This is a genomic window from Paenibacillus jiangxiensis (genome assembly GCF_046098255.1).
Lineage (GTDB): Bacteria > Bacillota > Bacilli > Paenibacillales > Paenibacillaceae > Paenibacillus > Paenibacillus jiagnxiensis.
The window spans coordinates 129,743-153,135 of the sequence record NZ_JBJURI010000006.1 but is presented as its reverse complement, the minus strand read 5'-3'; the positions used below and the strand labels follow the sequence as shown (position 1 = coordinate 153,135).

At 49.2% G+C, this 23,393-nt stretch carries 23 protein-coding genes; 14 read left to right on the top strand and 9 right to left on the bottom strand.

All coding sequences use genetic code 11. The annotated features are described in order from the left end of the window. Nucleotides 1-187: 187 nt before the first annotated feature. Both ACI1P2_RS08565 and ACI1P2_RS08560 read right to left on the bottom strand, forming a co-directional pair. Complete coding sequence (locus ACI1P2_RS08565) at nt 188-1,141, bottom strand: EamA family transporter (protein ID WP_355318732.1); 954 nt, start codon at nt 1,139-1,141, stop codon at nt 188-190. A gap of 304 nt (nt 1,142-1,445) precedes the next feature. Then, entirely contained in the window at nt 1,446-2,729 is a 1,284-nt protein-coding gene (locus ACI1P2_RS08560; protein WP_355318730.1) for a Gfo/Idh/MocA family oxidoreductase, read from the bottom strand. Between the two features lie 161 nt (nt 2,730-2,890). Between ACI1P2_RS08560 and ACI1P2_RS08555 the strand changes: the two genes are divergently transcribed. The 3 genes from ACI1P2_RS08555 (at nt 2,891) to ACI1P2_RS08545 (ending at nt 4,591) form a co-directional block, all read left to right on the top strand. Then, on the top strand, nt 2,891-3,721 hold the full coding sequence (locus ACI1P2_RS08555) for an AraC family transcriptional regulator (protein WP_355318728.1): 831 nt from the start codon (nt 2,891-2,893) through the stop codon (nt 3,719-3,721). 136 nt (nt 3,722-3,857) lie between these two features. Next, nucleotides 3,858-4,124, top strand: a complete 267-nt coding sequence (locus ACI1P2_RS08550; protein WP_355318853.1) for a hypothetical protein — start codon at nt 3,858-3,860, stop codon at nt 4,122-4,124. A 218-nt stretch (nt 4,125-4,342) separates the two neighbouring features. Then, on the top strand, nt 4,343-4,591 hold the full coding sequence (locus ACI1P2_RS08545) for a hypothetical protein (RefSeq protein ID WP_355318727.1): 249 nt from the start codon (nt 4,343-4,345) through the stop codon (nt 4,589-4,591). 157 nt (nt 4,592-4,748) lie between these two features. On the opposite strand, the gene ACI1P2_RS08540 is transcribed toward ACI1P2_RS08545, so the two are convergent. The 3 genes from ACI1P2_RS08540 to ACI1P2_RS08530 are packed head-to-tail and all read right to left on the bottom strand — an operon-like array spanning nt 4,749 to nt 7,824. Next, complete coding sequence (locus ACI1P2_RS08540; RefSeq protein ID WP_355318725.1) at nt 4,749-5,642, bottom strand: carbohydrate ABC transporter permease; 894 nt, start codon at nt 5,640-5,642, stop codon at nt 4,749-4,751. Then, complete coding sequence (locus ACI1P2_RS08535) at nt 5,632-6,504, bottom strand: carbohydrate ABC transporter permease (RefSeq protein WP_355318723.1); 873 nt, start codon at nt 6,502-6,504, stop codon at nt 5,632-5,634. Before ACI1P2_RS08535 ends, ACI1P2_RS08540 begins: the two co-directional genes overlap by 11 nt. Before the next feature lie 18 nt (nt 6,505-6,522). Continuing rightward, nucleotides 6,523-7,824, bottom strand: coding sequence for an ABC transporter substrate-binding protein (locus ACI1P2_RS08530; RefSeq protein WP_355318721.1), 1,302 nt, complete (start codon nt 7,822-7,824; stop codon nt 6,523-6,525). A gap of 265 nt (nt 7,825-8,089) precedes the next feature. Here ACI1P2_RS08530 and ACI1P2_RS08525 point away from each other — a divergent pair, with 265 nt between their 5' ends. The 11 genes from ACI1P2_RS08525 (at nt 8,090) to ACI1P2_RS08475 (ending at nt 19,335) form a co-directional block, all read left to right on the top strand. Beyond that, a complete protein-coding gene (locus ACI1P2_RS08525) occupies nt 8,090-8,986 on the top strand; it encodes an AraC family transcriptional regulator (protein ID WP_355318719.1) in 897 nt (298 codons plus the stop codon). A 428-nt stretch (nt 8,987-9,414) separates the two neighbouring features. Next, nucleotides 9,415-10,818 carry a transcriptional regulator gene (locus ACI1P2_RS08520; RefSeq protein WP_408976174.1) on the top strand — a complete coding sequence of 468 codons (1,404 nt, stop codon included), beginning with the start codon at nt 9,415-9,417 and terminating at the stop codon, nt 10,816-10,818. A 245-nt stretch (nt 10,819-11,063) separates the two neighbouring features. Continuing rightward, nucleotides 11,064-11,342 (top strand): hypothetical protein, encoded by a 279-nt coding sequence (locus ACI1P2_RS08515; RefSeq protein WP_355318715.1) that lies wholly within the window; start codon nt 11,064-11,066, stop codon nt 11,340-11,342. A gap of 308 nt (nt 11,343-11,650) precedes the next feature. Then, nucleotides 11,651-12,310 (top strand): hypothetical protein, encoded by a 660-nt coding sequence (locus ACI1P2_RS08510; RefSeq protein WP_355318713.1) that lies wholly within the window; start codon nt 11,651-11,653, stop codon nt 12,308-12,310. 293 nt (nt 12,311-12,603) lie between these two features. Then, a complete protein-coding gene (locus tag ACI1P2_RS08505; protein WP_355318711.1) occupies nt 12,604-12,882 on the top strand; it encodes an ArsR/SmtB family transcription factor in 279 nt (92 codons plus the stop codon). A 73-nt stretch (nt 12,883-12,955) separates the two neighbouring features. Then, nucleotides 12,956-14,134 (top strand): MFS transporter, encoded by a 1,179-nt coding sequence (locus ACI1P2_RS08500; RefSeq protein ID WP_355318710.1) that lies wholly within the window; start codon nt 12,956-12,958, stop codon nt 14,132-14,134. 387 nt (nt 14,135-14,521) lie between these two features. Further along, the gene (locus ACI1P2_RS08495) at nt 14,522-14,989 is read left to right on the top strand and encodes a hypothetical protein (protein WP_355318708.1); all 468 of its coding nucleotides are present in this window, start codon (nt 14,522-14,524) and stop codon (nt 14,987-14,989) included. Nucleotides 14,990-15,217: 228 nt separating this feature from the next. After that, nucleotides 15,218-16,744 carry a spore germination protein gene (locus ACI1P2_RS08490; protein WP_355318707.1) on the top strand — a complete coding sequence of 509 codons (1,527 nt, stop codon included), beginning with the start codon at nt 15,218-15,220 and terminating at the stop codon, nt 16,742-16,744. Next, nucleotides 16,741-17,949 (top strand): Ger(x)C family spore germination protein, encoded by a 1,209-nt coding sequence (locus ACI1P2_RS08485; RefSeq protein ID WP_355318706.1) that lies wholly within the window; start codon nt 16,741-16,743, stop codon nt 17,947-17,949. Before ACI1P2_RS08490 ends, ACI1P2_RS08485 begins: the two co-directional genes overlap by 4 nt. A gap of 5 nt (nt 17,950-17,954) precedes the next feature. Beyond that, nucleotides 17,955-18,188 (top strand): hypothetical protein, encoded by a 234-nt coding sequence (locus ACI1P2_RS08480; protein ID WP_355318704.1) that lies wholly within the window; start codon nt 17,955-17,957, stop codon nt 18,186-18,188. A 28-nt stretch (nt 18,189-18,216) separates the two neighbouring features. After that, nucleotides 18,217-19,335 (top strand): GerAB/ArcD/ProY family transporter, encoded by a 1,119-nt coding sequence (locus ACI1P2_RS08475; protein ID WP_355318702.1) that lies wholly within the window; start codon nt 18,217-18,219, stop codon nt 19,333-19,335. A gap of 129 nt (nt 19,336-19,464) precedes the next feature. On the opposite strand, the gene ACI1P2_RS08470 is transcribed toward ACI1P2_RS08475, so the two are convergent. The 4 genes from ACI1P2_RS08470 to ACI1P2_RS08455 all read right to left on the bottom strand — a co-directional run bounded on the left by ACI1P2_RS08470 (nt 19,465) and on the right by ACI1P2_RS08455 (nt 23,368). Beyond that, a complete protein-coding gene (locus ACI1P2_RS08470) occupies nt 19,465-19,965 on the bottom strand; it encodes a GNAT family N-acetyltransferase (RefSeq protein WP_355318701.1) in 501 nt (166 codons plus the stop codon). A gap of 5 nt (nt 19,966-19,970) precedes the next feature. Then, a complete protein-coding gene (locus ACI1P2_RS08465) occupies nt 19,971-20,165 on the bottom strand; it encodes a hypothetical protein (protein WP_355318699.1) in 195 nt (64 codons plus the stop codon). Between the two features lie 257 nt (nt 20,166-20,422). Continuing rightward, nucleotides 20,423-22,447, bottom strand: a complete 2,025-nt coding sequence (locus ACI1P2_RS08460) for a rhamnogalacturonan lyase (protein ID WP_408976173.1) — start codon at nt 22,445-22,447, stop codon at nt 20,423-20,425. Between the two features lie 330 nt (nt 22,448-22,777). Then, on the bottom strand, nt 22,778-23,368 hold the full coding sequence (locus ACI1P2_RS08455; protein ID WP_355318698.1) for a TetR/AcrR family transcriptional regulator: 591 nt from the start codon (nt 23,366-23,368) through the stop codon (nt 22,778-22,780). Between the last annotated feature and the right edge of the window lie 25 nt (nt 23,369-23,393).

Sequence of the window (23,393 nt, the reverse complement as noted above, 5' to 3'; positions counted from 1 at the left end):
GATTGATTGTAAAAATATTCTTTACAATCAATGAACTTTCCTAGTATAACCAGTAAAAAAATATAATATGCCTTTCACCTTTGCAACATAGACACAGTAATTTGAAGAAAAAAAGGAATGAATAGGTGAGACAGATTTTCTTCTCTCCTTGTTCATTCCCTTTTTTTATCTACATGGCCAGGCACTCTCAAGAGTAAATCGTTTTTGACCGCGAGAGCCGGTATTTATATAGCTCGGGCAGTCCCACGCCGATGAGCACGATAATCACACCGATCCACTGCAGTCCGCTTACATGCTCGTGAAGCACGATGGAAGACATAAGCACCGCCACTGGAAGCTCGGCCGCGCCGATGATGCCCGCCATATCCCCGCCAATATGAGGTACGCCGATCGCGAACAGCACGGGAGGAATGAATGCTCCGAAAAAGCCAAGCAGCAGGCCAAACACGAGCAGTTGACTCCAGATCAATCCGTTAAAAAGAAACGTCGGCGGGAACAAGATACACAGCAGGATCAAGCCACCCGTTACCATCCAGGCGCTTCTATATGCAGGATGCGCAGCCGGTACGGCCTTGCCGCTAAACAGGACGAACAGCGAGTAGCTTACCGCCGACAGGAGGCCCAGTACGATGCCCCAAACTTTGAATTCGCGAAGCCCATGCTCCAGGAAACCCGCAGCAAGCAGCGTACCGCCGAACAGGATCAGGAGCGTCAGCAACGTAACTTTATCAGGCCGCTGGCGCTTGCTCACCGCCTGAATCAGTACGCTGATCCAGGTAAACTGGAACAACAGGATGATGGCAAGTGATGCCGGAATGTACCGAAGTGATTGATAATAGACGAGTCCGGTGATGACAGTTGGCGTGCCCGCAGCCATCAGAAGCAGGCGATGATTCCAAGTTAGCCGCTGGAAGGCCTGAGTCGGGGCAGCCGCGCCTTGGCGTTGGCCTGCTTCGCGCTCCTTGCGGCGATGTTTGAATTTGGTATATAGAGCGAATAGCCACGACAGGATAAATCCCGTCAAGAGCTGGCTTCCAACAACCTCGCCCAGCTGATAGCCCTGCCCGTAAGCCAGAACCACGATCGTCGATAATATGCCGTAACTCATAGCTCCCAAGAGAACAGCCACATAATATTTCATTGCTTGTACTAACCCCCTGCTATCAAGAAATGCGTTACTTGACGCACGTGTTGTCCATGCCTCAAGGTCACATGACGGCTTGAACGCAAAAAATCCTAACTCCGTCACCTGAAACGGGCATAAAGCTCGTTTCATGGCGTCGTAGTTAGGAAGTTAAGGCTCCCTGTAGAAACCCTCGCCCTGTGTACACGTATCGGCCTGCGAGGTTATACGAATGGAATATGGAATCATGCGTTTCCGCAGCTAATTGCTCATGTGACAACGTTTCATATATTACATGGCAGGTTAGATGCTGTCAACCATTTTATAGCTGGATCAAATCTTTAATCTTTACAGGCAATCCTGTCTGTATCGAACGGTTCGCGGCAATGCCCGTCATGATCGACCAGGCGCCGTCCAGGTGCGAGGCGGCCCGCTTGAAGCGGTCTTCCACCGGCTTGTCGAAGATATCGCGCAGCATCAACGGGTCTCCGCCGCCGTGTCCACCGGACCGCTCCTCAATTTCAACATCATAAGGAGCGGCGTGGATCGGGAAGACGCGGATTTGTTTGGATTTGAGCGCCCCCTCCTTGTCCTTGTCTCCTCCGGAGTTTACGTAGGACTGCTCCGTCACCTTCACTTCCATCCGGCCTTTGGTGCCGTTGAAGACAATGATGAAGCCCTCCCATGGCATGAAAGCATTCAGCGAATAGTTCATGACGGCCTTGTTTTGGTACTTCACCATCACACTCATCGTATCCTCGATGCTGATATTGTCGCCGAACACGCTCTGATCGCGCAGATACCCGTCCTCCTTTTCGGCCTCAAGGTACATTTGCTTTAAGTGCTCGTTACGATCAAGATGGAGCGCGAACGGGTCATTTTCCGCCGCCTTGCTGCCATACGCCCGCTGATAAAATTCCGTGATGCCGCGGCTCTCGGCATTTTCCCTGCCGTAGAAACGCAGGTCCCCCTGGGCATATACCAAATCAGGCTTGGAGCCGAGCCAGAAGTTCATCAGGTCAAAGTGGTGTGTGGATTTGTGCACCAGCAGCCCGCCGCTGTTGCGTTTGTCGCGGTGCCAGCGCCGGAAATAGTCCGCCCCATGCTGCGTATTCAGCAGCCATTCGAAATTCACCGAAATAACCTCGCCGATGGCGCCGTCCATGATCAGCTCCCGGATTTTCGTATTATGCGGCGCATAACGGTAGTTGAACGTGACCCGCAGCTTTTTCCCCGTCCGCTCAATCGCCTCCAGAATGGCCTCGCACTTCTCTTCGTCCACGGTCATCGGCTTCTCGGATATGACATCACAGCCAAGCTCCATGGCGCGGATAATATACTTGTGATGCGCCCGGTCTACGGTCGTGACAATAACGATGTCCGGCTTGGTCTCCTCAATCATCTGGTCGAACTCATGCGCTTTATAGGTCGGCAGTTCGCGGTATCCATATTTCTCCTTCAGCAGCCGGTTGGCGTAATCCATCCTGATCTGATTCACGTCACAAAAAGCGACCAACTCAGACGTATCCTTATACACGGTAGCCAGCTCTCTGTAAAAAAACTCGGCACGTCCCCCGGTGCCTACAAGTGCATATTTTTTGCCCATCTCACGGTTCACACCCTTTCATCGGATGCTTTCATGATATAGTATAGAAAACATCAAGTTCTAAGCATTTATTGACCTTTTCGCCTGAAACTATGCATATTTTATTCTCTTTTGATTACGCTTACAGAATTGGATCTGCCCTTAGGAAAGGAGCGCTTCTCATGGCAGCCGAGCCCCACTTCTCGATCGAACGAATCAAACGGACGGAGCCCTTCAGCATGGCCTTCGATCATATGCATGACTCCTATGAAATTTATTATCTGTTATCCGGTGAAAGATACTATTACATCGATAATAGGCTGTATGCCCTGCAGGCCGGTGACCTGATTTTTATTCATAAGCACGGGCTGCACCGGACAACCAATAAAGGGGACGCATCTCATGAGCGGATTTTAATTAACTTTGATGAAGCTTTTATCTCCCCTTCTCTCGATATGCAGGAGACAAAAGAGCTTCTGATGCAGCAGCATTTCCTGCTGCGGCCGGGCGAACGGGAGCAGGCGGTGATCCTGGGCATGCTGGAAGCCCTGCTAGGGGAGAAGGACCGGAATGATCCGTTCAGGAAAATCTATCAGCGCTCTCTGGTCGTGCAATTGCTAGTGTATATCCGTCGCCTGCACAATGTGCAGTATATGCCCATCGTTCCTGAGGTAAGCGGCAAGCAGCAGCGAGTATATGCCATTATCGAGTACATTGAAGCTCATTATGCCGGGAACCTAACGTTGGACCAGTTGTCCTCCGTCTTCTACATCAGCAGCACATACCTGTGTAAAATATTCAAGCAGACCACCGGCTTCACAGTCGTGGAATACATCCGTTACGTCCGCATCCGCCAGGCCCAACAATATTTGAGGGAGACACGCTGGCCCGTCACCCGCATTGCGGAGCAGACGGGCTTCGACAGCATCGCCCATTTCGGGCGGGTATTCCGGCAGTTGACCGGGCGCTCCCCGCTGCAATACCGGAAGCTGTACGAACGGAAGCGGTATTAACGCTATTCATCGAGCCATTTATGGTGAAATTCATTTCAATGAATCTTAATACTCTGGCAACTGCTTATAGGTTTGGGACTTTAACATAGGAGATTAGCTATAATACACATACTACAACTCTAGCGAGGTGAGGCCGATGAAATGGGAGGAAATTACCGTATTGCATCCGGGTCGTTTCGTGCTGGTTGAGGTAATTAAAGCAAGCTCCAATAACCGTGTGCGTCAGTTAGAGGATATGGCAGTCTTTCAGGATTATGACAATCCGCAGGAAGCGTGGAGCGGGTATAAGCAGTTGCATAAGCTGCATCCGACACGCGTGCTGTACGTATTCCACACCAGTCGAAGCGATGTAGAAGTTGTTGAAGAATTCTTCTCGGGGATAAAGGTGAACGCAAACTCATAGTTGACTTAAAAATAAAAGCTCATCCCTTCCATCAAATGGAGCGATGAACTCCACCTTTCAAAATACCGCCACGTATTCCGGCAGCTGACCGGACGCTCCCCGCTGCAGTACCGGAAGCAATTTTTGCAGGAAAACGATGCTGATGAAGCTGCTACTTGAGCAGAGGACAAGTCAGATGATAAAATACTGTCAAAGGCTGTGAATGGAGCGTGACGAATTTGAAAGAGTTGGAAAATCGTCTCGATGAAATGGAAAAGCGGATTGATGCGAGGTTTGACCGTATGGAAGACATGTTAACCCAACTCATCGGAATTGTAGGCGAAACAAATAAAAAGGCCGACAACTTGGACAAACGACTCGATGGACTAGAAAAAGATGTAAAAATCATCAAGACTGAAATGCCCAAAATGAAAAGGCTAATAAATGAACATGATAGCGATATAACGGATTTGAAATTCCAACAATAAGCATGAAGTCCTAGAAATAGGGTTTTTTCTTTTTTTAGTTCGTCAAGTGTATCACATCTCTTCGCAAGATTAACCTATTTCGTTGAGATCTTTGCGAATTCTAGCACTAGCCCGGAGAAGACTCCTCTTCCCCGGGCTTTTCATTTATTGCCGCCAATCACCCTTTAATACCCGTCATGGTAATACCTTCAATAATCTGCTTCTGGGCAAATATATACACCACCAGCACGGGAATCACGGAAATGGTCGTGCCCGCCATCATCAGGGCCCAATCCGCGGTATACAGTCCCTTGAAGCTGTTCAGCAGCAGGGGAACGGTGAATTTCTCCGGCGTATTCAGGTAAATGAGCGGATCCAGGAAGCTGTTCCAAGCGCCCAGGAAAGTAAAAATACCGACCGCCGCCAGCGAAGGACGGATCAATGGCAGAATGACGCTCCAGTAAATCCGGATATGCCCCGCTCCGTCCACCACCGCCGCTTCCTCCAGATCGCGCGGAATGCCCATGACAAACTGCCGCAGGAGAAAAACGGCAAAGGCATTGAATAATGCGCCAGGTACGATAATCGACCAATGCGTGTCCAGCCACCCCACTTTATTCATGATGAGATACAGTGGAATCATGGTGACCTGCTTCGGGATCATCATGGTGGACAGAAAGAGGATGAACAGGACATGGCGTCCCGGAAAACGGATCTTCGCAAAGGCATATGCAGCCATCGAGGCCGTAAGCAGGGTCGAAAGCACAACGATAGCCGTAATATAGAAGCTATTTCCGTAAGCTTGAATGAATGGCATCGCTTGCAGAGAAGCCGGATAGTTGCTCCAGACGACAGGGTTCGGAATCCACTGCGGCGGGATAACGAAGATTTGCGAGATGTCCTTCAACGAGCTGAGGATCGTCCACAGGAACGGGAAAATCATCAGAAGAGACCCTGCAATCAAGAGCAGATGCCGCAGCCAAACGCTCACTCCGAGAGACGAGGCAAGAGTGGCGGAACGATCCTTCACCCCGGTATCCCCGCTGTGAATATTCACGCTTTTAGTCGCCATAATGCACCCACCTTTTCTGCATGCCGAACTGAATGAGCGTAAACACCAGAATGATCACGAACAGGATCATGGCTGCCGCCGCGCTCTCTCCCATTGTAAAATCAATAAAGGCCTGATCGTAGATATGATACACAAGCGTATAGCTGGCCTTGGCCGGACCGCCGTTGGTCATGACAAAGGCCTGATCGAACACCTGAAACGAGCCGATGATCGACATGATCGTTACGAAGAACGTCGTCGGAGACAGCAGCGGCAGCGTGATGTGCCGGAACTGCTGCATGCGGCTTGCCCCGTCGATCTGAGCGGCCTCATAATAGCTTTTCGATATCCCCTGCAGACCGGCCAGGAAAATGACCATATTGTTCCCGAGCCCCCACCAGATGCTGAGCAGGGCGATGGACGGGATGACCCAGCGGGTATCGGTAAGCCATTGCGGTCCGGTGATACCGATATACCCCAGCAGCTGATTCAGAATGCCAAATTCCCCGTTCAGAATCCACATCCAGATCACCCCGACGGATACGGAGCTGGTAACGACAGGCATGAAGAAAAAGAGACGGTACAGCTCTTTGCCTGCCGTTTTATTCAGCGCCAGCGCCACCAGCAGCGCCAACAGCATCCCGATGGGAATGACAAGCACCATATAATACACGGTGTTGACCATGGCTTTCCAGAAATCCGGATCGGCAAGCTGTCCGGCGAAGTTGGACAAGCCCGCGAAGGAAGGAGTGCCAAAGCCGTCCCAGTTCATAAAGCTCAATGAGAACGCATACAACAGCGGCAGCAGGGAAAAGAATAAGAGACCGAGCAGCTGGGGAGCAATAAAAAAGTAGCCCCATAATGCGTGATGCTTTCTTTGCATGGCTTTCACTCCTTCCGTTTATTTCACCACGGCACGGATCTTCTCTGTGACCTTGGCCACAGTGGTTTGCGCATCCTGCTTGCCGAGGAACATCAGGTCAATAATCTCTGTTATATCCTTGTTTAACCCCGGAACCTGGGCGTCGTAGGCCATATTGGAGCCATGAGTAAACCCGTCGTCACGCGCTTCGGACAGGTAACGCGTATGCTCGATCGTGCTCTTGCTCATAATGGCCTCGTCCGCTCCGGGAATCGCAGCAAGTGCATTGCCGCCATCCGCCAGCCGGATTTCCTGCCCTTGCTCGGATACGTAGAAGGAGATGAATTTCATGGCTTCCTTCACATGGGGATTTTTACTGTTGACCGCAAAATAGGCAGCTGGCACAGCTACAGGCTCCTTTTTCCCCGTATTCGACGGGAAAGCAATATAATCGAACTCTATACTTTTATTCTGGGTGAAGAGCGGCTCCAGCCAGCGTCCGGCAGCCAGCATGCCAACCTGGCCCGACATGAACATCGCATCCGCTCCCTGTCCCTTCGGAAGCGAGCCCGCGTATACCGCGTTGCCGTCCTGCACGAGATCATGCATGAATCCGAATGCTTCCTTGGCGGGTTCATTTTCATTCAGCACAAGCTTGCCCTGCTCATCAAAAATGCGCCCACCATTCGACCACACCCAGCTGTACCAGTGTGCCCACCAGTTCTCCATGATGTAGCCCTGCTTGCCCGCAGCTTTCAGCTGCCCGGTAACCTCCCTGAACGCATCCCAGTTCCAGCGGCCCTCGTCGTAATATTCCTGCGGCGATTTGACGCCCGCTTCCTCGAACACCTTTTTGTTGTAGTAAAGGACAAGCGGGTTGGAATCCGGCGGCAGCCCGTAGATTTCCCCGTCTTTCCTGGCCGGGCCCCATAATCCTTCCGGAAACTCATCGGCTTTGACATAGCTTTCCTCACTCTGCAAGAATTCGGACAGCGGCTGCACCTGACCGGCTTCGATCAAGCGGGACATCGTCGGCTCACTGGAGTAAAATACGTCCGGCCCCCGGTTGCCCTGGAGGGAAGTCAACAGCTTTTGCTCATACTGATCACCGGGCACAGGCACCAGCTTGACGTGGATTTGCGGATTCTCTTTCGTAAAAGCGTCCAGCGCTTTCTGGTAGACCTTCAATTCAGCGGGATTTCCCCACGCCTGCATCGTCAACTGCACACGCTCCCCTTCTGCATTGTCCCCCGATGAAGGCGAGGAACCGCATCCCGCGGCAAGCAGCAGCACCATTGCAGCCAGAATTGCCTTGCTAGCAGCCTTGCTCCATTGCCTCATTTCTGATCCTCCTCGCATGAATTTTTCCTTTTATTCGTAAGTGAAGCGTTTTCATTAATTCCATCTTATGGCTGTTTTATGAACGAGACCATGATAATGTTTTGCCCTGAGGTGTAAAATATTGCCCTCCATTGCTGAAAATCAGGGCGTTTCGCGCAATTATTTGCGGTGGTAAGCCCAGCTTTGTTCGCTTATGATGATGATTGTAACGTTTTTCCTTTCCCTGTCCTCGGTTGCACTGCCAATAACTTTGGGGGAGAAAAAGATGAGCGGACACCGCCGGAAACATGCCAAATATGATACCTATGGATTTCGTTTCTTTGAAACTCACAACGATGCCTTTTGCCAGCTCTCGGCTGTAGGCTTTGACAAAATAACAGATCACGCCTACTACTGGAACGGTCTGACCCGAATCGACGGACCGCTGCACCTGTTCCAATACACCGTATCAGGGTACGGTCATCTGGAGCTGGGCGGCAAGCTGCACCGGGTCGGCCCCGGCCAGGCCTTCATGGTCGATATCCCCAGCGCCCACGAATACTATCTTCCCTCTTCCAGCGATCACTGGGAGTTCTACTTCATTTTAATCCGTCCGGCCAACCTGCAAGGGAAATGGCTGGATCTGATGTCGCGCATGGGCCATGTAGTCCATATCCCCCAGGACAGTCCTGTCGTGCAGCTGCTTCAGGGAGCCTATCACGCAGCAGCCAGAAATCATATCACCGACGGATTCCGCGCATCGTCCATCGTGTATCAATTTGTAATGGAGCTGTACCGGCTCAGCACGCCGAACAGAAAAAGGCAGGAGACGTGGCCACCCAAAATCAGGCAGGCCGTTCTGTCTATCGAGGAACGTTATAACACGCTGCAAAGTCTGGAGGAGATTGCGGACGAGGCCGGTTTGTCGAAATATTACTTCACCCGTGCTTTTAAAAGCGCGACGGGCTCAACCCCCATGGAATACCTCACCAAAATCCGCATGGCCCAAGCCGTGCGGCTGCTCCGCGAGACTGAGCTTACGCTGGAGGAGATTGCGCAGCAGGTCGGATACGCGAATGCCAGCTATTTTATTAAGGTGTTCCGGCGCTGGATCGGCTTTTCTCCCGGCGAGTTCCGGCTTGGCAAAGACCTTGCCTCTGCCAACCGCTTTATTTTCGACTAACCCGGCACTGTGCAGTTTGGAAGTTATGATTACTTGCAAGATTTTAATCAAATTTTAATCTAAAAGGCGCTTGATAAATATACACATCCCTGTCAGAAAGCAGTATACTGTTCCAGATAGGAATAATATACTAGGCTTGTTTTCGGAAGAGGGCTAATTGATCATTTGCTTGAGAGCGTTTTAAAACAAGGCTTTTAAAGAAGGTTGACAAAAATTCGGCATAATGAACATGCTTATTTTGTGGCCAGCTTTTGGAACTGGCTTTTTTTACTTTTCTATGTTCAATGTGTCATACACATACATACGAAAAAGTAGTATAATAGAATGATTAGGAATAAAATTCTAGGCTTGTTTACTATAGGTTTTTTATCATTTGTTTGACATCAAGAATGTGCGGGAAATGTCAACTTATGAAGGAGTGGTTCCCTTTGGACAATATAACCACAATACGGTCAGAAGTCGAAAAATATATGGAACGTGAACAGTTTTCTCTTAGTGACTTAGGACGCAAAACAGGACTCAATGTAGGAAGTCTTAGCTCGATCATCACAGGCGGAAGGATCATGTCGGTGAACCAGCTTGACCGGATCACCAGCCTGATGGAGCTCCCGGAAGGCCATTTCTACGACCTATACATACAGGACAATATGGCCGCAGCCCAGCCGAATTGGAGACGGCTCAGGCCCTTTATATTCAAATGTGCCGAATTGAATAAGCTGGACTGCATTCGACAAGTCACGAGTTGGCTGCTAGACAACATCGTGTATTGTCCCGTGCTGTTTGATGCAGCGGAAGAGCTGCTGCAGGAAGGAAAAAAGGATGCTGCAGCCATTTTATATGAAGGGGTAGCCGTAACCGAGCATTCCCAGCATTCCGAACGTCTCGCGCTCTGTCAATATCGTTTGTTTACGATCAAGCTGGGTGACGATCAGGCTCAAAATTTACAGGCAGCGGCCCAATTAGAGCTATATGTAGACCGATTGGATGAAGTCCTGCAGCTTGATGCGCTCAAGGATTTAGCGAATGTCTATCGATCCCTGCGCGAGTGGGACAAAGTAGATAAGTTTTCCGAACAGATGGGAATGAAAGCAAGAGTCCATTACTTTGCAGAGAACCGGCACAATCGTAAAAGAGAGGATCCTTATTCTAAACTGAGCAGACCGTTGTTTGTGTATATTGCTTATAGTGATTTACTTCGTGGCGAGGTATATCATAAGCGTGGAGAATATGGGCAAGCTCTGCAATTTATTTTAAATTATTCGGATTTGAGCTGGGTCAAGGAAAATAATGAAGAGGTTTTGCACTGGAAGGGTCTATTTCACGAGTGGGCAAAAACGAATACGTATGTAACCAAATTGTTTTCCGGGGATTTAAGCGTGCTGCCGGAATATGTAACGTATATGGAAACAATAAAGGATGACATCTTGTTGTCGTTACTTAACATTACTGACTTGGCTAACCGCTTTAACATCAATGTCGATGGAATTTTTGAACATTTCAAGTCGGAAATACAGCATTTAACAGAAGGAGAAAATACACCAGGAAACTATTACGATGACAGATTGAAGGCAGAACGGCTTACACGTTTACTTATTGGATTATCTGAATACTACTTGCATAAAGGCGAGTATGAGGCCGGATTTAAATATTTGTTAAATAGTTTAGCAAAATCGGCTACAATAAACTATGATAACAACACGGTGAAATGCGTGGGGTTATTTGAAACTTATCGGGACTATGCAGGCCCCGAAACGCAGTCAGAATATCAAAAACTTTTTAGAGAGGTGTACCAGAATGAAAAAAATAATCGTCTTACTTCTACTCGCCTTTAGCCTTGTATTTACTGTTGGGGTACACGAGACGGGACCGGTTTACCACACGTTAGATGACCACGCTGGTGGAGCCTAACAGAAATGTTACATAATCGCAGCGGACAGACCAGCTTTTATAGCTGGTCTTTTTTACTGCTCTCTGTCGCATTCTGCTGTGCTGATATGATATAGAACATGCTTACTTAAAGAACTATCTCGATCAATTCTTCGATACATGGTGCAAAATCAGCCCCAAAGATCGCTCTATGAAATCCTATCGTACGTCCATTACTTATACCTTCGGCCGCTCCCACAGAAAACCGCAGAGAGCGGCCAGCCCGATTGACATTTCACGACCTCAGATCACCATGCCGCCAGCAACTTCAATCCGCTGGGCATTAAACCATCTGAACTCCTCCGTGCACAACGAAGCGATGACGCCACCGATATCGTCGGGTACGCCGACTCTACCCAATGCCGTTTGCGAACTGTTCTTCTCCTTGTCCTATATGATTAAAGCCCCGCAGCCTGTAAAATCAGGATAATCAGAAAAATAGGTCTTTACTCTATTTTTTACATTTTGTATTGGAAACTTTATGAAAGGTTGTCGGGTATATATAGTTGGATGAACTCTTTCATCTAAGGCGCAATCATAGATTAACATGCAAAGAACCAACGGTCTGACAGCCGATGCTGTAGCTGGTTCATCTACATGGGCTCGAATGGATTATCATAGCGTATTTGAGAGCAGTGATTATTCGAGTGGCAGTCGTCTTCAATGGTCCCTAACTTACCAAAGCAATAATACTGTTGTACAAAGAGGTTACGTTTATTAAAGGAGGAATAACCCAAAATGAAGAAAAAAATCGTCGTTGCAGGCTTGACAAGTGCTCTTCTGCTAACTGGTGGCGGCTTAATGTATCAAACTTACGCTGCTGAAGCTGACAGCGATAATTCAGTAAACAACACAACAGTTGAGGATGTAGCAGTACAAGGTGAAGATACTGCCTCCACAGAGATAGAAGTAACCGAAGTACAGGAAGTCATAGTAGAACCTGATCCGAATGTTGAAGATCCTGCGGTTGATCTCTCGGATGTTCCAGAGGGAGAGTTGCTTATTCCTGAAAGTATTAAGGCCGCAGCCCCTGCAACTGCTACAAATTCCTTGCAAAGCGGTGACACTCCTGAATTAAAACAAATTGGCCTGGCTGCCCAAAATTTAGATGACGGATATCATTTCAGAGCAACCTATCAATCTCAAAATGGATCTGAAATCATAGTAACCCAGGCTCCAGCGAGTGATGCAGTTCAAACCATTGAGTCAATAAAAGGCTTTTACAGCGAACCCGTCGATGTGTCTGATATCAATGGTCATCCCGTTGCTTACGTTAATGGAAAAGAGAGAAAGGTTGTCCACTTAGTATTTAAAGATCGTATTTTCACTGCGTCCACCTTCAATGGTAGTTTGGATGACGCATATAATGTAATAGAACAAATCCAAGAACAACAATAAACAGACAAAAGAGAGACTGCCTCAAAAGCAGCTTTTTCAAAGAACAAGAAAAGATTGCAGAATCAAAAATCAAAACCGGACCGAGCAAGGAGAAATCCTTACCCGGTCCGGTTGTTTTTCAATCGACTAAACACATTTCCGACTCGTGCATACGCAGAACAGCCAAAGCGGTATCCCTCTCCACTTGACAGCTTCTAATGACCAAAAGAGCAAAAGTGAGGTATTTACAATCCCCAAAGTATATGTTATGTTATTTCTGCAAATATCGAAATATTAGCGAGGAGGGCAACACTATGAACGGACCAGCCGACATGCAGCAAGCCGTGAAAATATACAAGGCACTTGGAGAACCTACCCGCCTCAAGATTGCGCTCATGCTCAAAGAAGAAGACGACCAATGCTGCTCCGCGCTCGGTGACAAGCTTAAAACGGTTGCCATTTCCACACTGTCCCATCATCTGAAGCAGATGGCCGAATGCGGACTGCTCACATTCCGTAAAGAGGGAACCTTTATATATTACAGCCTGGATAGAGAAACGGCGGCGAAATACGCCCCTTACCTGTTAAGCTAAAATTTTTTTCGTTAATATTTCGATATTTTTAGAAATATACTTATTCCAACATTTTGAAGGAGTGAATTGCAACGTGGTAAACCACAGCACATGGAAGGTGTACATTTTGGCGTTGGTCAGCTTTTTGGTAGGGACCTCGGAGTATATCATCTCAGGCATTCTGGATCAGATTGCGCAGACCCTGGGAGTATCCGTTGCCGCGGCAGGCCAGCTCATCACCGTGTTTTCCCTGACTTACGCGATCGGAACCCCGATCCTGATGGCCATAACCGCGCAGCTGGACCGGCGCAAGCTGCTGCTGTACGCCCTTGGCCTGTTCATTGTGGCTAATGTTCTTTCCTTTGTTCTGCCCGAATTTGGGATGTTTATTGCAGCTCGTATCGTAATGGCGCTCGGCGCGGGAGTCGTCGTGGTCACCGCACTGAGCATTGCCGCCAAGATTGCCGCTCCAGGCAAGCAGGCGAGCGCCCTCGCCACTGTAATAATGGGCTTTACAGCCTCGCTGATCATCGGTGTGCCTATCGGCCGGGTCGTATCGTCTCAGTTTGGATGGAAGGCGGTCTTTCTGGGCATCGCGCTCGCGGGTATTCTCGCCCTGATCGTCCTTGCCCTGACAATCCCAAGGATCAAAGGGGATGAGCCTGTTCCTCTTCGCAAACAGTTTGCCCTGCTTGCCAGACCGGATGTAGCTCTTGGGCTCGGGATTACATTCTTTTGGCTGGGCGGTTATTCCCTGGCGTATACTTACATCTCACCTTATCTGCTTGAGGTGTCCAAATTAAATGAATCGCTGCTCAGCGCAGCCCTGCTGGTGTTCGGGATTGCCAGTCTGGTCGGTTCGAAGGCAGGCGGTTATTCCGCTGATAAGCGCGGGGTTTCTTTTACCCTGCTCGGAGGTATGACGCTGCACATCATCTCTCTGATTCTGCTTACGATGGCTCACTCGGTTGTCAGCATTTTTGCTTTCCTGATCCTGTGGTCGTTTGCAGCCTGGACAACCGGGCCTACGCAGCAGTATAACCTTGCTTCCCTCGTGCCCGAATCCTCCGGCGTGATGCTCAGCCTGAACCAGTCCACCATGCAGCTATCCATGGCTGTCGGCGCCGGGCTGGGAGGAATTATTATAGAGCAGGTATCGCTCGCTTCGGTAACCTGGTTTGCAGCCCTTGGCGTCGCGATTGCCGCAGTGGGAGTCGTCGTTCTGAGCCGCATGTTATCCGGCAGATCGGCCGCCAGGACCGTAAACGAATGAATATTCCCCTGTACCGGGGGACAAACAAAGTCCAAGGAAGGAGTAGAATCCTACTCTCTTGGGCTTCTTATTTTTAGCAACCTCCGGAGGGGGGAACCCTTGCCTCGGCTTTTTGGTTTTTCCTCATATCATTCATTGTTTTTTTCGAGCTCTTTTAATCTATCTTCCAGATTCCGTAAGTCTTTTGTTTATTCGATAGATAACGGGCACCATAGCTGCAACGAATATTATAATTGCGCCAATAATCATGAATTTATCTCCTTTAGAATACAAATTTGTAAAACATTAGTATGTTTTAACCCAAAAAAAGTAGAAAAAAGATTGTATTTATACAAATTATGGTATACAATCTGAATTGTAACTCACACTAATTTAAGGCGGTGTTTTATGAAGTTTCTACGCGAACGTACTATTAAAACATCCAAGAGCCTACTAGCCGTATCCTTGCTTGCTGTTTCCGTATCAGGCGGAGTAGCCTGGGCATCTGATGAATCAAGTCTGCAGCCATCATCGAAATACGTTTTTGTAGCAGAAACAGCCGAGTCGTCAATTGAATCTCCCAACTTTGAGATTACAGAGCCTCCAGCTCCACCGATTCCCCACTTTACGCAAAATGATGTTACTAAGGTGGAAACTTCTTCAGACAGCAACCTTACAACTATGAATCAGCAGAAATTTGTTTCGGTATATCGAGATTTTGGTTTAAATGAAAGCATCCCCTCTTCGATTGTGTATGCGGAAGATAATGGTTCAGATGGACGTTGGGGAGGTACGCTGCAAAGAACGAACATAGTCCAATACAGTAATTATGTCAGAGTAACCTACAGTGGAACAGTATACAAAGACATAGATTAATACTTACTGCCTGCTCCGAAAGATGTAACTGATGTAGAGAATGGTGGTTAAAAACATAAGGCGACAAGAGTGACAGGTCCAAACCGGGCCTGTCATTTGTATATATGGGAGTACATCTAGACTGCCAAACCGAAACGGTGGGCTCTTCCGTAATCAGGAATCTTAACCTGCATATTTACCGTAATTTGGGGTAGTATACCAATAATTCCACCTGGCACGGAGGCTGACATGAAACCATCTGACTGCAGACCCGCAGAGTTCAAGGAGCTTACGGACTCGCTGGAACAAAATATCACTGGTATCCGCGGCTCAATGGGCTGCAGTCCGGATCTGGTCATCCGCCGTTTCGAACTGGCAGAGCACACAGGCTCGGCCCTGCTGTATGTGGATGGATTGGTAGACATGCAGGTGCTGCATCAGTCTGTTCTTGGAGCACTGGTAGGGAAAGTACCGGCCGAAGTGCTCGAAGCCCAATCCCCCGATGAGCAGCTGGATTACCTGTTGAAGCATGTGCTTGTGGCCGCTGATGTGAACATCGTCTCCGATCCCGAGAGCCTTATGAAAAGCCTGCTTTCCGGCAGCGCCGTTTTCCTGCTGGAAGGAAGCACAAGCTTCATTCGTATCGCAGCTCCCGGCTGGGAAGAGAGAGCGGTCAGCCAGCCCAACTCGCAGGCCGTCGTCCGGGGTCCCATGGAAGGTTTTACGGAGAATCTGCGGACCAATACATCTTTGATCCGGCGGCGGATCAAAGACAGTCAGCTGTGGATGGAGAACTTTGAGATCGGCCATACCACCAAAACCAGCGTGACCATCATGTATCTGCAGCATCTGGCGAACGCGGAGGTGGTGGAAGAGGTACGGCGGCGGCTGAATGCCATTGACACGGACAGCATCCTGGAGAGCGGTTATATTGAGGAGTTTATTCAGGACAAAACGAGAACGCCGTTCCCCACGATGTATAACAGCGACCGCCCGGATACAGTGTCTTCAGGCATTCTTGAAGGCAAGGTAGCCATTCTTGTGGATGGAACTCCTTTTGTGCTGCTGGTGCCGGCATTCTTTATCACTTTCTTTCAATCGGCGGAGGATTATTACCAACGGTCGGATATCGCAACTCTTTTACGTTTAATCCGGTTCCTGGCTTTCATTGTCGTAATGTTGGCGCCGGCCGTCTATATCGCCCTAACGACCTACCATCAAGAGATGATTCCGACTCCGCTGGTCATCAGCCTGGCTGCGCAGCGGGAGCGGGTTCCCTTTCCGGCATTTGTGGAAGCATTATTTATGGAGGTTACCTACGAGATTCTGCGTGAAGCAGGCGTACGCATTCCGAAAAATATCGGCCAGGCGATCTCCATTGTGGGTACGCTTGTGATCGGGCAGGCTGCTGTGGATGCAGGTTTTATTTCTTCCGCGATGGTGATTATCGTCTCCATCACCGCAATTTCGAGCTTTGTCATTCCTGAATTGGGGATGTCGATCACCGCGAGAATGATCCGGTTTATTTTCATGGGATTGGCGGCGTTCATCGGATTATACGGGATTCTATGCGGTCTTATTTTACTGGTGCTGCATCTGACCTCGCTTCGTTCGTTCGGTATGCCGTTTATGAGCCCTCTTGGCCCATTTGTGCGCGACGACATCAAAGACTCTCTGTTTCGTTTCCCCTGGAAATCCATGCGGACATATCCCAAGCAGAACCGGACCAAGGCTTTGAAGCGGCGATGGGGCCGCAAAGGAGCTTCGGAATCATGAAGGGCAGACTCAGAGGGCGTATCCTCGGCATACTTGTTGTCTTGTCCTTCCTGCCCTTGTTATCCGGCTGCTGGGAGAGACGGGAGCTTAACCAAATCGCGTTTGTGCTTGGAATGGGGATTGATAAAACGAAGAACGGATACATGGTATCCATGCAGGCAGTCATCCCGTCTGATATCGAAGCTAAAGGCGGCGGTGGCGGAACGGCGGTGGTCTTGTATAGCTGCAAGGGTTCAACCGTATACGAAGCATGGCGGAATTTTACTTTAGTAAGCCCCCGGGAGGGCTATGTCGGGCACGTTCGGGTGCTGGTCATCGGCGAAGAGCTTGCGCGCTCCGGAATCTCGGAAACACTTGACGCCCTGAAGCGCAGCCGGGAGATGCGAACAGATTACTATGTGATGGTCGCCAAAAACGCCAAAGCCTCTGAGGTGCTGAGCGTGTTGACACCGCTTGAGAAAATTCCGGCCAACAGTCTGTTCAGCTCTGTTAGTACATCCGATAAAATTACAGCCGCCACGATTACGATCAAAATGGATGAGCTCATGGACAATTTGGTAACAGAGGGACAGCAGGCGGTACTGACAGGAGTAGAAATTGACGGAAAGCCCGGCGGGGGCGATATGAAAAACATCCAGAATACCCGGCCAGGGACCAAGCTGCGTTTTGACAACATCGCGGTTTTCCGCAAGGATCGGCTCGTCGGGTGGCTGAACAGGCTGGAGAGCATCGGCTTCAGTTATGCGACAGACCGGGTGCATGCCAATTCAGGGGCCGTTCTCGGGGATGACCGCAAAAAAATCGTAGTGGAAGCGTTAGCCACACATACAAAGCGCAAGGCCAGGATGATTAACGGCAAACCACATATTTACCTGCAGGTTTCATTGATTGCCAACATAGAGGATGTGCAAAGCGGCATGGATATCACGACTCCTGCGGCAATCGCCGAGCTGGAGCAGGAATGTGAGAGACGGGTGGTACGATTAATGGAAACGTCTGTAGAAGGCTTGATCGATAAATACCGTTCGGACGCGCTCGGTTTCGGGAACCTGATCTACAAAGCTGATCCGAAGGCATGGCGCAAGCTGAGAAAGGGACCCGCCACTTCTTATCTGAAGAACACCGAAGTGCACTACACCGCGGATGTTCTGATCAACAGGATAGGCGTGACAGGAAATTCCGTTATCCACGACGTGAAGGAGTAATGATCATGAAAAATTGGATCATCACCCTCGCGGTGTCAACGTGCCTCTTCCTGCTGGATATGCCTTTGCTGATCCGATCCCGGAAAAAACGGGACTGGGTTGTTTACGGCGCTATTCTGACGGCAGGCATTGTCACTGTTCTGCTGGCGGCACCGCAAAAGCGGATGCCCAGCCCGTTATATTTTCTTATTTGGGTGTACGGCCCCATTAACAGTTGGTTCAGCTCATGGTTTCAATGAATCATTAATTGCAGCGGAGGTAAAATGGATGGCGGATAAATGGAGGATTAACACACGGCAGCTGACGATTCTCGTATTGCTTACGCTCGTGGGGGATATGTCCCTCGTATACCCGGAGATTATGTGCTCCGTTGCCAAGCAGGATGCCTGGATTGCCGCTGCCGCAAGCATACCGCTGGGTGTGGCATTGATCTGGCTGCTGCTCCAGCTGTGCCGTCTCCACCCTGAATCGACATTGGTTGAAAGCGCACAACGTATTCTGGGCAAATGGGCCGGGGGTGCTGTCGCCCTATTTTACCTGCAGTATTTTTTAATTGCAGGCTGTATTTATATCAGGGAAATTGAAGATTTTACAGGCACACAGATCTATGAGCGGACTCCGGGGAGTGTAGTCCGTATGATGGTGCTGCTTCTGGTCGTCTGCGGTTTGTATCTGGGTCTGGAGGTTATTGCGAGATCAGCAGAAGTTTTTCTTCCGCTGTTCACTTTTTTTCTGGTGGGACTGCTTGTTCTGCTGCTGCCGCAATTACATTGGGACCGGCTGCAGCCGGTGCTGGACACTCCCTTCATCACTCTGGCTGAGGCTGTAAAATTCGGCGTGTTTTACCCTTTCGGAGAGGTGCTGATTGTGCTTATGATCTATCCTTTCGCGCGCTCCCAGCCGCATACAAACCGGGATATTCTTATCGGCGTTCTTCTGGCTGCCCTCGGACTTAACCTGATTGTGCTGCTTTCCATTACAGTGCTTGGGGTGTATTCCACGGAGCAGCATTTCTTTGCCGCCTACATCCTTGCCCAGAAGATTAACATTGGAGAATTTCTACAGCGGATCGAGGCCTTGATGGGTTTCGCCTGGTTTATCTCCACTTATTTCAAAGCTATATTATATTTTTACGGTTTCACGTTCGGAATAGCCCAGCTTTTCCGCCTCAGCACCCATCGCATGCTGATCCTGCCGGCCGGCCTGCTGGCCTTCGGATTAACCCAGCTTGTATCTCCGGACATTATTTTTTACATCAAGACCATTCCGCCGTTTTGGGTCAGTTGGAATATCACGCTCAGCCTGGTTTTCCCGCTGCTGCTTCTGGGAGTAAATGCGCTTAAGCAATCCGGCAAGCGGAATAAACAGCCCCAGGCTCAGCAATAGTTGGGTCTAGCCGAACATGTTTTCCTTTAATAAAAGGTACACAAAAATCCCCGCTTTCAAGCGGGGAGAGAGAGTTAGGGTCATATAAAATTATGTACAAACATATTCCAAATCCTTTGTATCTCTTTTTTACAATTCGGCAATTTTGAAGAACATATTAGTGAAAGGTCTATTATAACTTAGGTGCTGAAATTCATATTTCTTATAAAAACCAACCGAACTAGGCAATGACTCGACACTTAAAAAAATGCACCCTGTATCCATCGAAATTTGCCTGGTTTGATTTAATGCAGCCAACAACAAATATTCACCGTACCTTTTTTTACGGTGTCTTGAATCAACTCCTAAATAATGAAGTTTAACTGCTGGATAATATTTATATGACGGGAGCGAAGATAACTTATGCTTTCTTCTTTTAGACTTTCCAATCTGCATCATGTCATTGTAAAGTGAAAAATACCCGACAAAATCTCCTTGTTCGTTGAAATAAAGTCGGGTATTCGTTAAATTTAGTTTTTGAAATTTTATTGCTTGCTCAACCAGAAAAGATCTTACTGATATCTCATCATCGCACTCAAACTGTTCAAGAAGCGCTCTATCGTCTTCTTGAAGCTGTCTGTATTCCAGCATTTGTTCTACTTCCTTTTCTCCTTAAAGTTTTGCATCATTTCTCTCATGCGATTCATTCCTACGCTTTCAGTTTTTTTCACTTGGGAAGCATAGTTTTCAAACTTCTGGGCAGCTTGTTCATTCTTAAATACTGTTTTGGTAGGTCGAATTGGTTTGATTCCAGTTACTGGCATTTCCTCGTCCTCCTTATGCTCATTCATCTTTCCAGCACCTCCACATTATACTTTTATCAAAAGTATATGCTTCGGTTAAGGTTACTATACAGAATTCTGAGGTTTAGTATATTCTATCACGTGTTAAGTGTCATGGCTAGCAAAGTCCATCATTTCATGCCCGAGCATGACATCGATTTTTTGGTGATTTGAAAGTCGGTTGAAATAAATATTGGCAGCAGGCGCCTTAAAGAAGAGACGGCTTCCGGAAGCATCGAAAGCCGTCATCCAATTCTCTGTTAAGATTAGTCGCTGGTCAGGTAGATGTTCGGGCGCGGCGGCATGTCCATATCCGTTCCCAGGTAGAAGCCGGTATGCGGTGGCTGGTTGTAGCCCGTGTTCTGCCACGCAATTGCAAGGCGGTATACCGGATCATGCATTAACGTATGAATCCGGTAATCCGTTATATCGGTGGTCGAATAGATTCTGAGCGCACTGCTGTCCTCCGTGCGGACGATCACCTCTTCGCGCCAATCGCCGAACAGATCGGCCTGCAGCGAAGGCGTGCCTTTGGTGTCGTTGTTCGAATACGTGCCGTTCATCGTCAGCAGGTTGTCCAGCCGGTTCGTTTCGTAATTCCATTTGTCGATCTTCGGGATGCCGACACGCAGCGGATCGCCGAGCCACTTGTGATCGAGCAACTCCCTGCTCAGGTCGCCGTCCCACCAGATGGCGAAGTTGACGGACGGGATGCTGCTGGCGATCTGCTCCCCTTTCGCATTGAACAAAAAGCCGTTCGGACTGTCCCAACCACCGCCGACCGACCAGGCTTCCGCGCCTTTATAGCGCGGGTCAATATCCGCCGCGAGCCCGCGCCCGACATCCTTGCCAAGCTGCGGCAGCCCCCACAGCACACTTCCGGTCCGGGCGTCCTTCAAGTTATTGGAGTACGGGGCAGACTTGTTCTCCTGAACTGCGAACAGCTCCAGACCCGGGCGGTCAGGATCCAGATCGCCAAGGTGCATCGCGTCGCCGTGACCGAGGCCGGAATTCCACAGTCCTGTGCCGTCATCGTCAATGGCGGCAGGTCCTGTCAGAATTTCATCCCTTCCGTCGCCATCGACATCCGCCACACTCAGCTGATGGTTGCCCTGCCCTTGATAAGACATGTTCTCCGGCGAGTTTGTATCGAATGTCCACAGCTTGGTCAGCTCTCCATCACGCCAGTTATAAGCAGCCAAGACCATCCTCGTATAATACCCGCGTTGGAAGACAAGGCTTGGCCGCTCCCCGTCCAGATAAGCGATCACGGCACCAAAGCGGTCGACACGGTTGCCGTAGCTGTCGCCCCAATCGCTAACCTTGCCCCGCGGTGGATCGTAATCCTCAGTGACGAGCGCTCTGCCAGTCTCCCCGTCAAAGATCGTAAAATATTCGGGACCGGACAAAATGTATCCGCTTCCATTTCTGTAGTCGGCTGCTGCATCTCCAATGACATTACCAACACCGTCAATGGTTCCGTCTGCGGTCTTGACCGCCACCTCAGCCTTGCCGTCACCATCCAGGTCATACACCATCATTTGTGTATAATGCGCGCCGGAGCGGATATTCTTCCCCAAATCGATACGCCACAGGCGTGTTCCGTCCATTTTGTAAGCGTCTATGAAAGTGTTACCCGTATAGCCGGATTGGGAATTATCCTTCGAGTTGGTCGGGTCCCACTTCAAAACGATGTCGTACTGTCCGTCGCCGTCCAGATCGCCGACGGACGCGTCATTGGCGCGATACGTATAGGCTCCGGAGGGCGTCTCCCCGCCTGCCGGCTTCTGAATGGGCACTGTCAGATAATTCGTCTCCCAGACGCCGACCGGACCAGCCATCCGCTCCTCGTGCCCGGCCTGTACACCACCCAGCGCCTGCAACGAGTAGGTGGAGTCGGCCGTGCCTTCCGGGTCCAGGAAATTCGTACTGTCCCTGATCGGGCTTTGATTCAGCTTCTTCCCATCTCGGTATAGATGAAACGAGACATTATCAGGATCGGTGCCAAGAAGTCTCCAGCTGACGAAGATGCCATCATCCGTGGCAATCGCCACCAGACCGCGATCAAGCCGTTCCATTTGTCTTGCAGGAAGCATTCCATAGACCACACCGTAGACTGAATCCGTGACCGCATTATTCTCCGCAGTGATGGGGACCGCCTGATCCTCCGGCGTTATACCGGAATTAGATGCTATACCAGAATTCGATGCAAAGCTGGTTTGAAATGGAACGAGCAGGGCAATCGAAAGCATGACACAAATAAAGCCAAGGCCTTTTCTCTTTCCTGTCATCGATTTTTCCCTCCCTAGACGAATGTATGAAACGCTTTCAATTTTGTAGAAAACAAAACCCCTCCTCTCACCTATAACTGGAATACACTTACATTTCTCATTATATATACACCTTCCAGCTTGTCCGTTCAAAAATCCGGCCAATTCCTTTAAAAATCCGATGTTTTGTGAGCAAATAAACGCACACCCCGGTCGGCGCTTGGCAATACGGCATACCTCATGATCTAACGGACAGGAACGGCGCTATTTTGAAGGCGAGCAGAAGGCGACCATTGCTTGTTTCCACAGCAGCAGTCAAGCTCCCCAATTCTGGGTTGGGCCTAAAAATTATCATTCTTTCATATAAATTGGCATTAACACCTCATCAACCAACTGATTCAGGTACACTTTTGATACTTTTCCGCCACGCACCATATTCTCAAAACGCAGAATATCAAACGGCAAACTCATTTGCATGACCGAAAATTCATGCTTGATTTCCCCTCGTTGTCTGGCAAACTCCTGTACTTTCTTCATCATGTCAATATTGCTTTCACGTCCCCTGATGGAGAGCTCCCGGAAGTGCTCATTTTTCTGGCTTAACTCAAACAAAATAGCGCTCGTAAGCTCCGGACCCACCGCCTCCAAAAATTGCTGGTACAGCTCTAAAACAGCCGATAAATCCTCTCTCAGGCTCCCTTGTTCCTGCACCAAATCAATCAATTTCCCGCCGAGCGCCTGCCTGTATCTGTATTGCACCAACGCATACAGGAGATCAGCCTGGTTATGATAACGCCCGTAGATTACGGTTCTGCTCGTTTTCGCCTGTTTTGCAACGTTTTGAAAGGTCATATGCTCATATCCTGTTGTTGAAAGAATTTCATATGCTGCTTCCAGAATTGCCACTTCCAGTTTTTCTCCTCTTCTTCGTTCCATGGCCATCCGTATTTCCTCCCGATTGATCTCT

Excerpts from the sequence above, each read along its gene's own strand:
- ACI1P2_RS08565 (WP_355318732.1), bottom strand. The coding sequence starts at position 1,141 with ATGAAATATTATGTGGCTGTTCTCTTGGGAGCTATGAGTTACGGCATA.
- ACI1P2_RS08560 (WP_355318730.1), bottom strand. The coding sequence starts at position 2,729 with ATGGGCAAAAAATATGCACTTGTAGGCACCGGGGGACGTGCCGAGTTT.
- ACI1P2_RS08555 (WP_355318728.1), top strand. The coding sequence starts at position 2,891 with ATGGCAGCCGAGCCCCACTTCTCGATCGAACGAATCAAACGGACGGAG.
- ACI1P2_RS08550 (WP_355318853.1), top strand. The coding sequence starts at position 3,858 with ATGAAATGGGAGGAAATTACCGTATTGCATCCGGGTCGTTTCGTGCTG.
- ACI1P2_RS08540 (WP_355318725.1), bottom strand. The coding sequence starts at position 5,642 with ATGGCGACTAAAAGCGTGAATATTCACAGCGGGGATACCGGGGTGAAG.
- ACI1P2_RS08535 (WP_355318723.1), bottom strand. The coding sequence starts at position 6,504 with ATGCAAAGAAAGCATCACGCATTATGGGGCTACTTTTTTATTGCTCCC.
- ACI1P2_RS08530 (WP_355318721.1), bottom strand. The coding sequence starts at position 7,824 with ATGAGGCAATGGAGCAAGGCTGCTAGCAAGGCAATTCTGGCTGCAATG.
- ACI1P2_RS08525 (WP_355318719.1), top strand. The coding sequence starts at position 8,090 with ATGAGCGGACACCGCCGGAAACATGCCAAATATGATACCTATGGATTT.
- ACI1P2_RS08515 (WP_355318715.1), top strand. The coding sequence starts at position 11,064 with ATGAAATCCTATCGTACGTCCATTACTTATACCTTCGGCCGCTCCCAC.
- ACI1P2_RS08510 (WP_355318713.1), top strand. The coding sequence starts at position 11,651 with ATGAAGAAAAAAATCGTCGTTGCAGGCTTGACAAGTGCTCTTCTGCTA.
- ACI1P2_RS08505 (WP_355318711.1), top strand. The coding sequence starts at position 12,604 with ATGAACGGACCAGCCGACATGCAGCAAGCCGTGAAAATATACAAGGCA.
- ACI1P2_RS08495 (WP_355318708.1), top strand. The coding sequence starts at position 14,522 with ATGAAGTTTCTACGCGAACGTACTATTAAAACATCCAAGAGCCTACTA.
- ACI1P2_RS08490 (WP_355318707.1), top strand. The coding sequence starts at position 15,218 with ATGAAACCATCTGACTGCAGACCCGCAGAGTTCAAGGAGCTTACGGAC.
- ACI1P2_RS08485 (WP_355318706.1), top strand. The coding sequence starts at position 16,741 with ATGAAGGGCAGACTCAGAGGGCGTATCCTCGGCATACTTGTTGTCTTG.
- ACI1P2_RS08480 (WP_355318704.1), top strand. The coding sequence starts at position 17,955 with ATGAAAAATTGGATCATCACCCTCGCGGTGTCAACGTGCCTCTTCCTG.
- ACI1P2_RS08475 (WP_355318702.1), top strand. The coding sequence starts at position 18,217 with ATGGCGGATAAATGGAGGATTAACACACGGCAGCTGACGATTCTCGTA.
- ACI1P2_RS08470 (WP_355318701.1), bottom strand. The coding sequence starts at position 19,965 with ATGCTGGAATACAGACAGCTTCAAGAAGACGATAGAGCGCTTCTTGAA.
- ACI1P2_RS08465 (WP_355318699.1), bottom strand. The coding sequence starts at position 20,165 with ATGAATGAGCATAAGGAGGACGAGGAAATGCCAGTAACTGGAATCAAA.
- ACI1P2_RS08460 (WP_408976173.1), bottom strand. The coding sequence starts at position 22,447 with ATGACAGGAAAGAGAAAAGGCCTTGGCTTTATTTGTGTCATGCTTTCG.
- ACI1P2_RS08455 (WP_355318698.1), bottom strand. The coding sequence starts at position 23,368 with ATGGCCATGGAACGAAGAAGAGGAGAAAAACTGGAAGTGGCAATTCTG.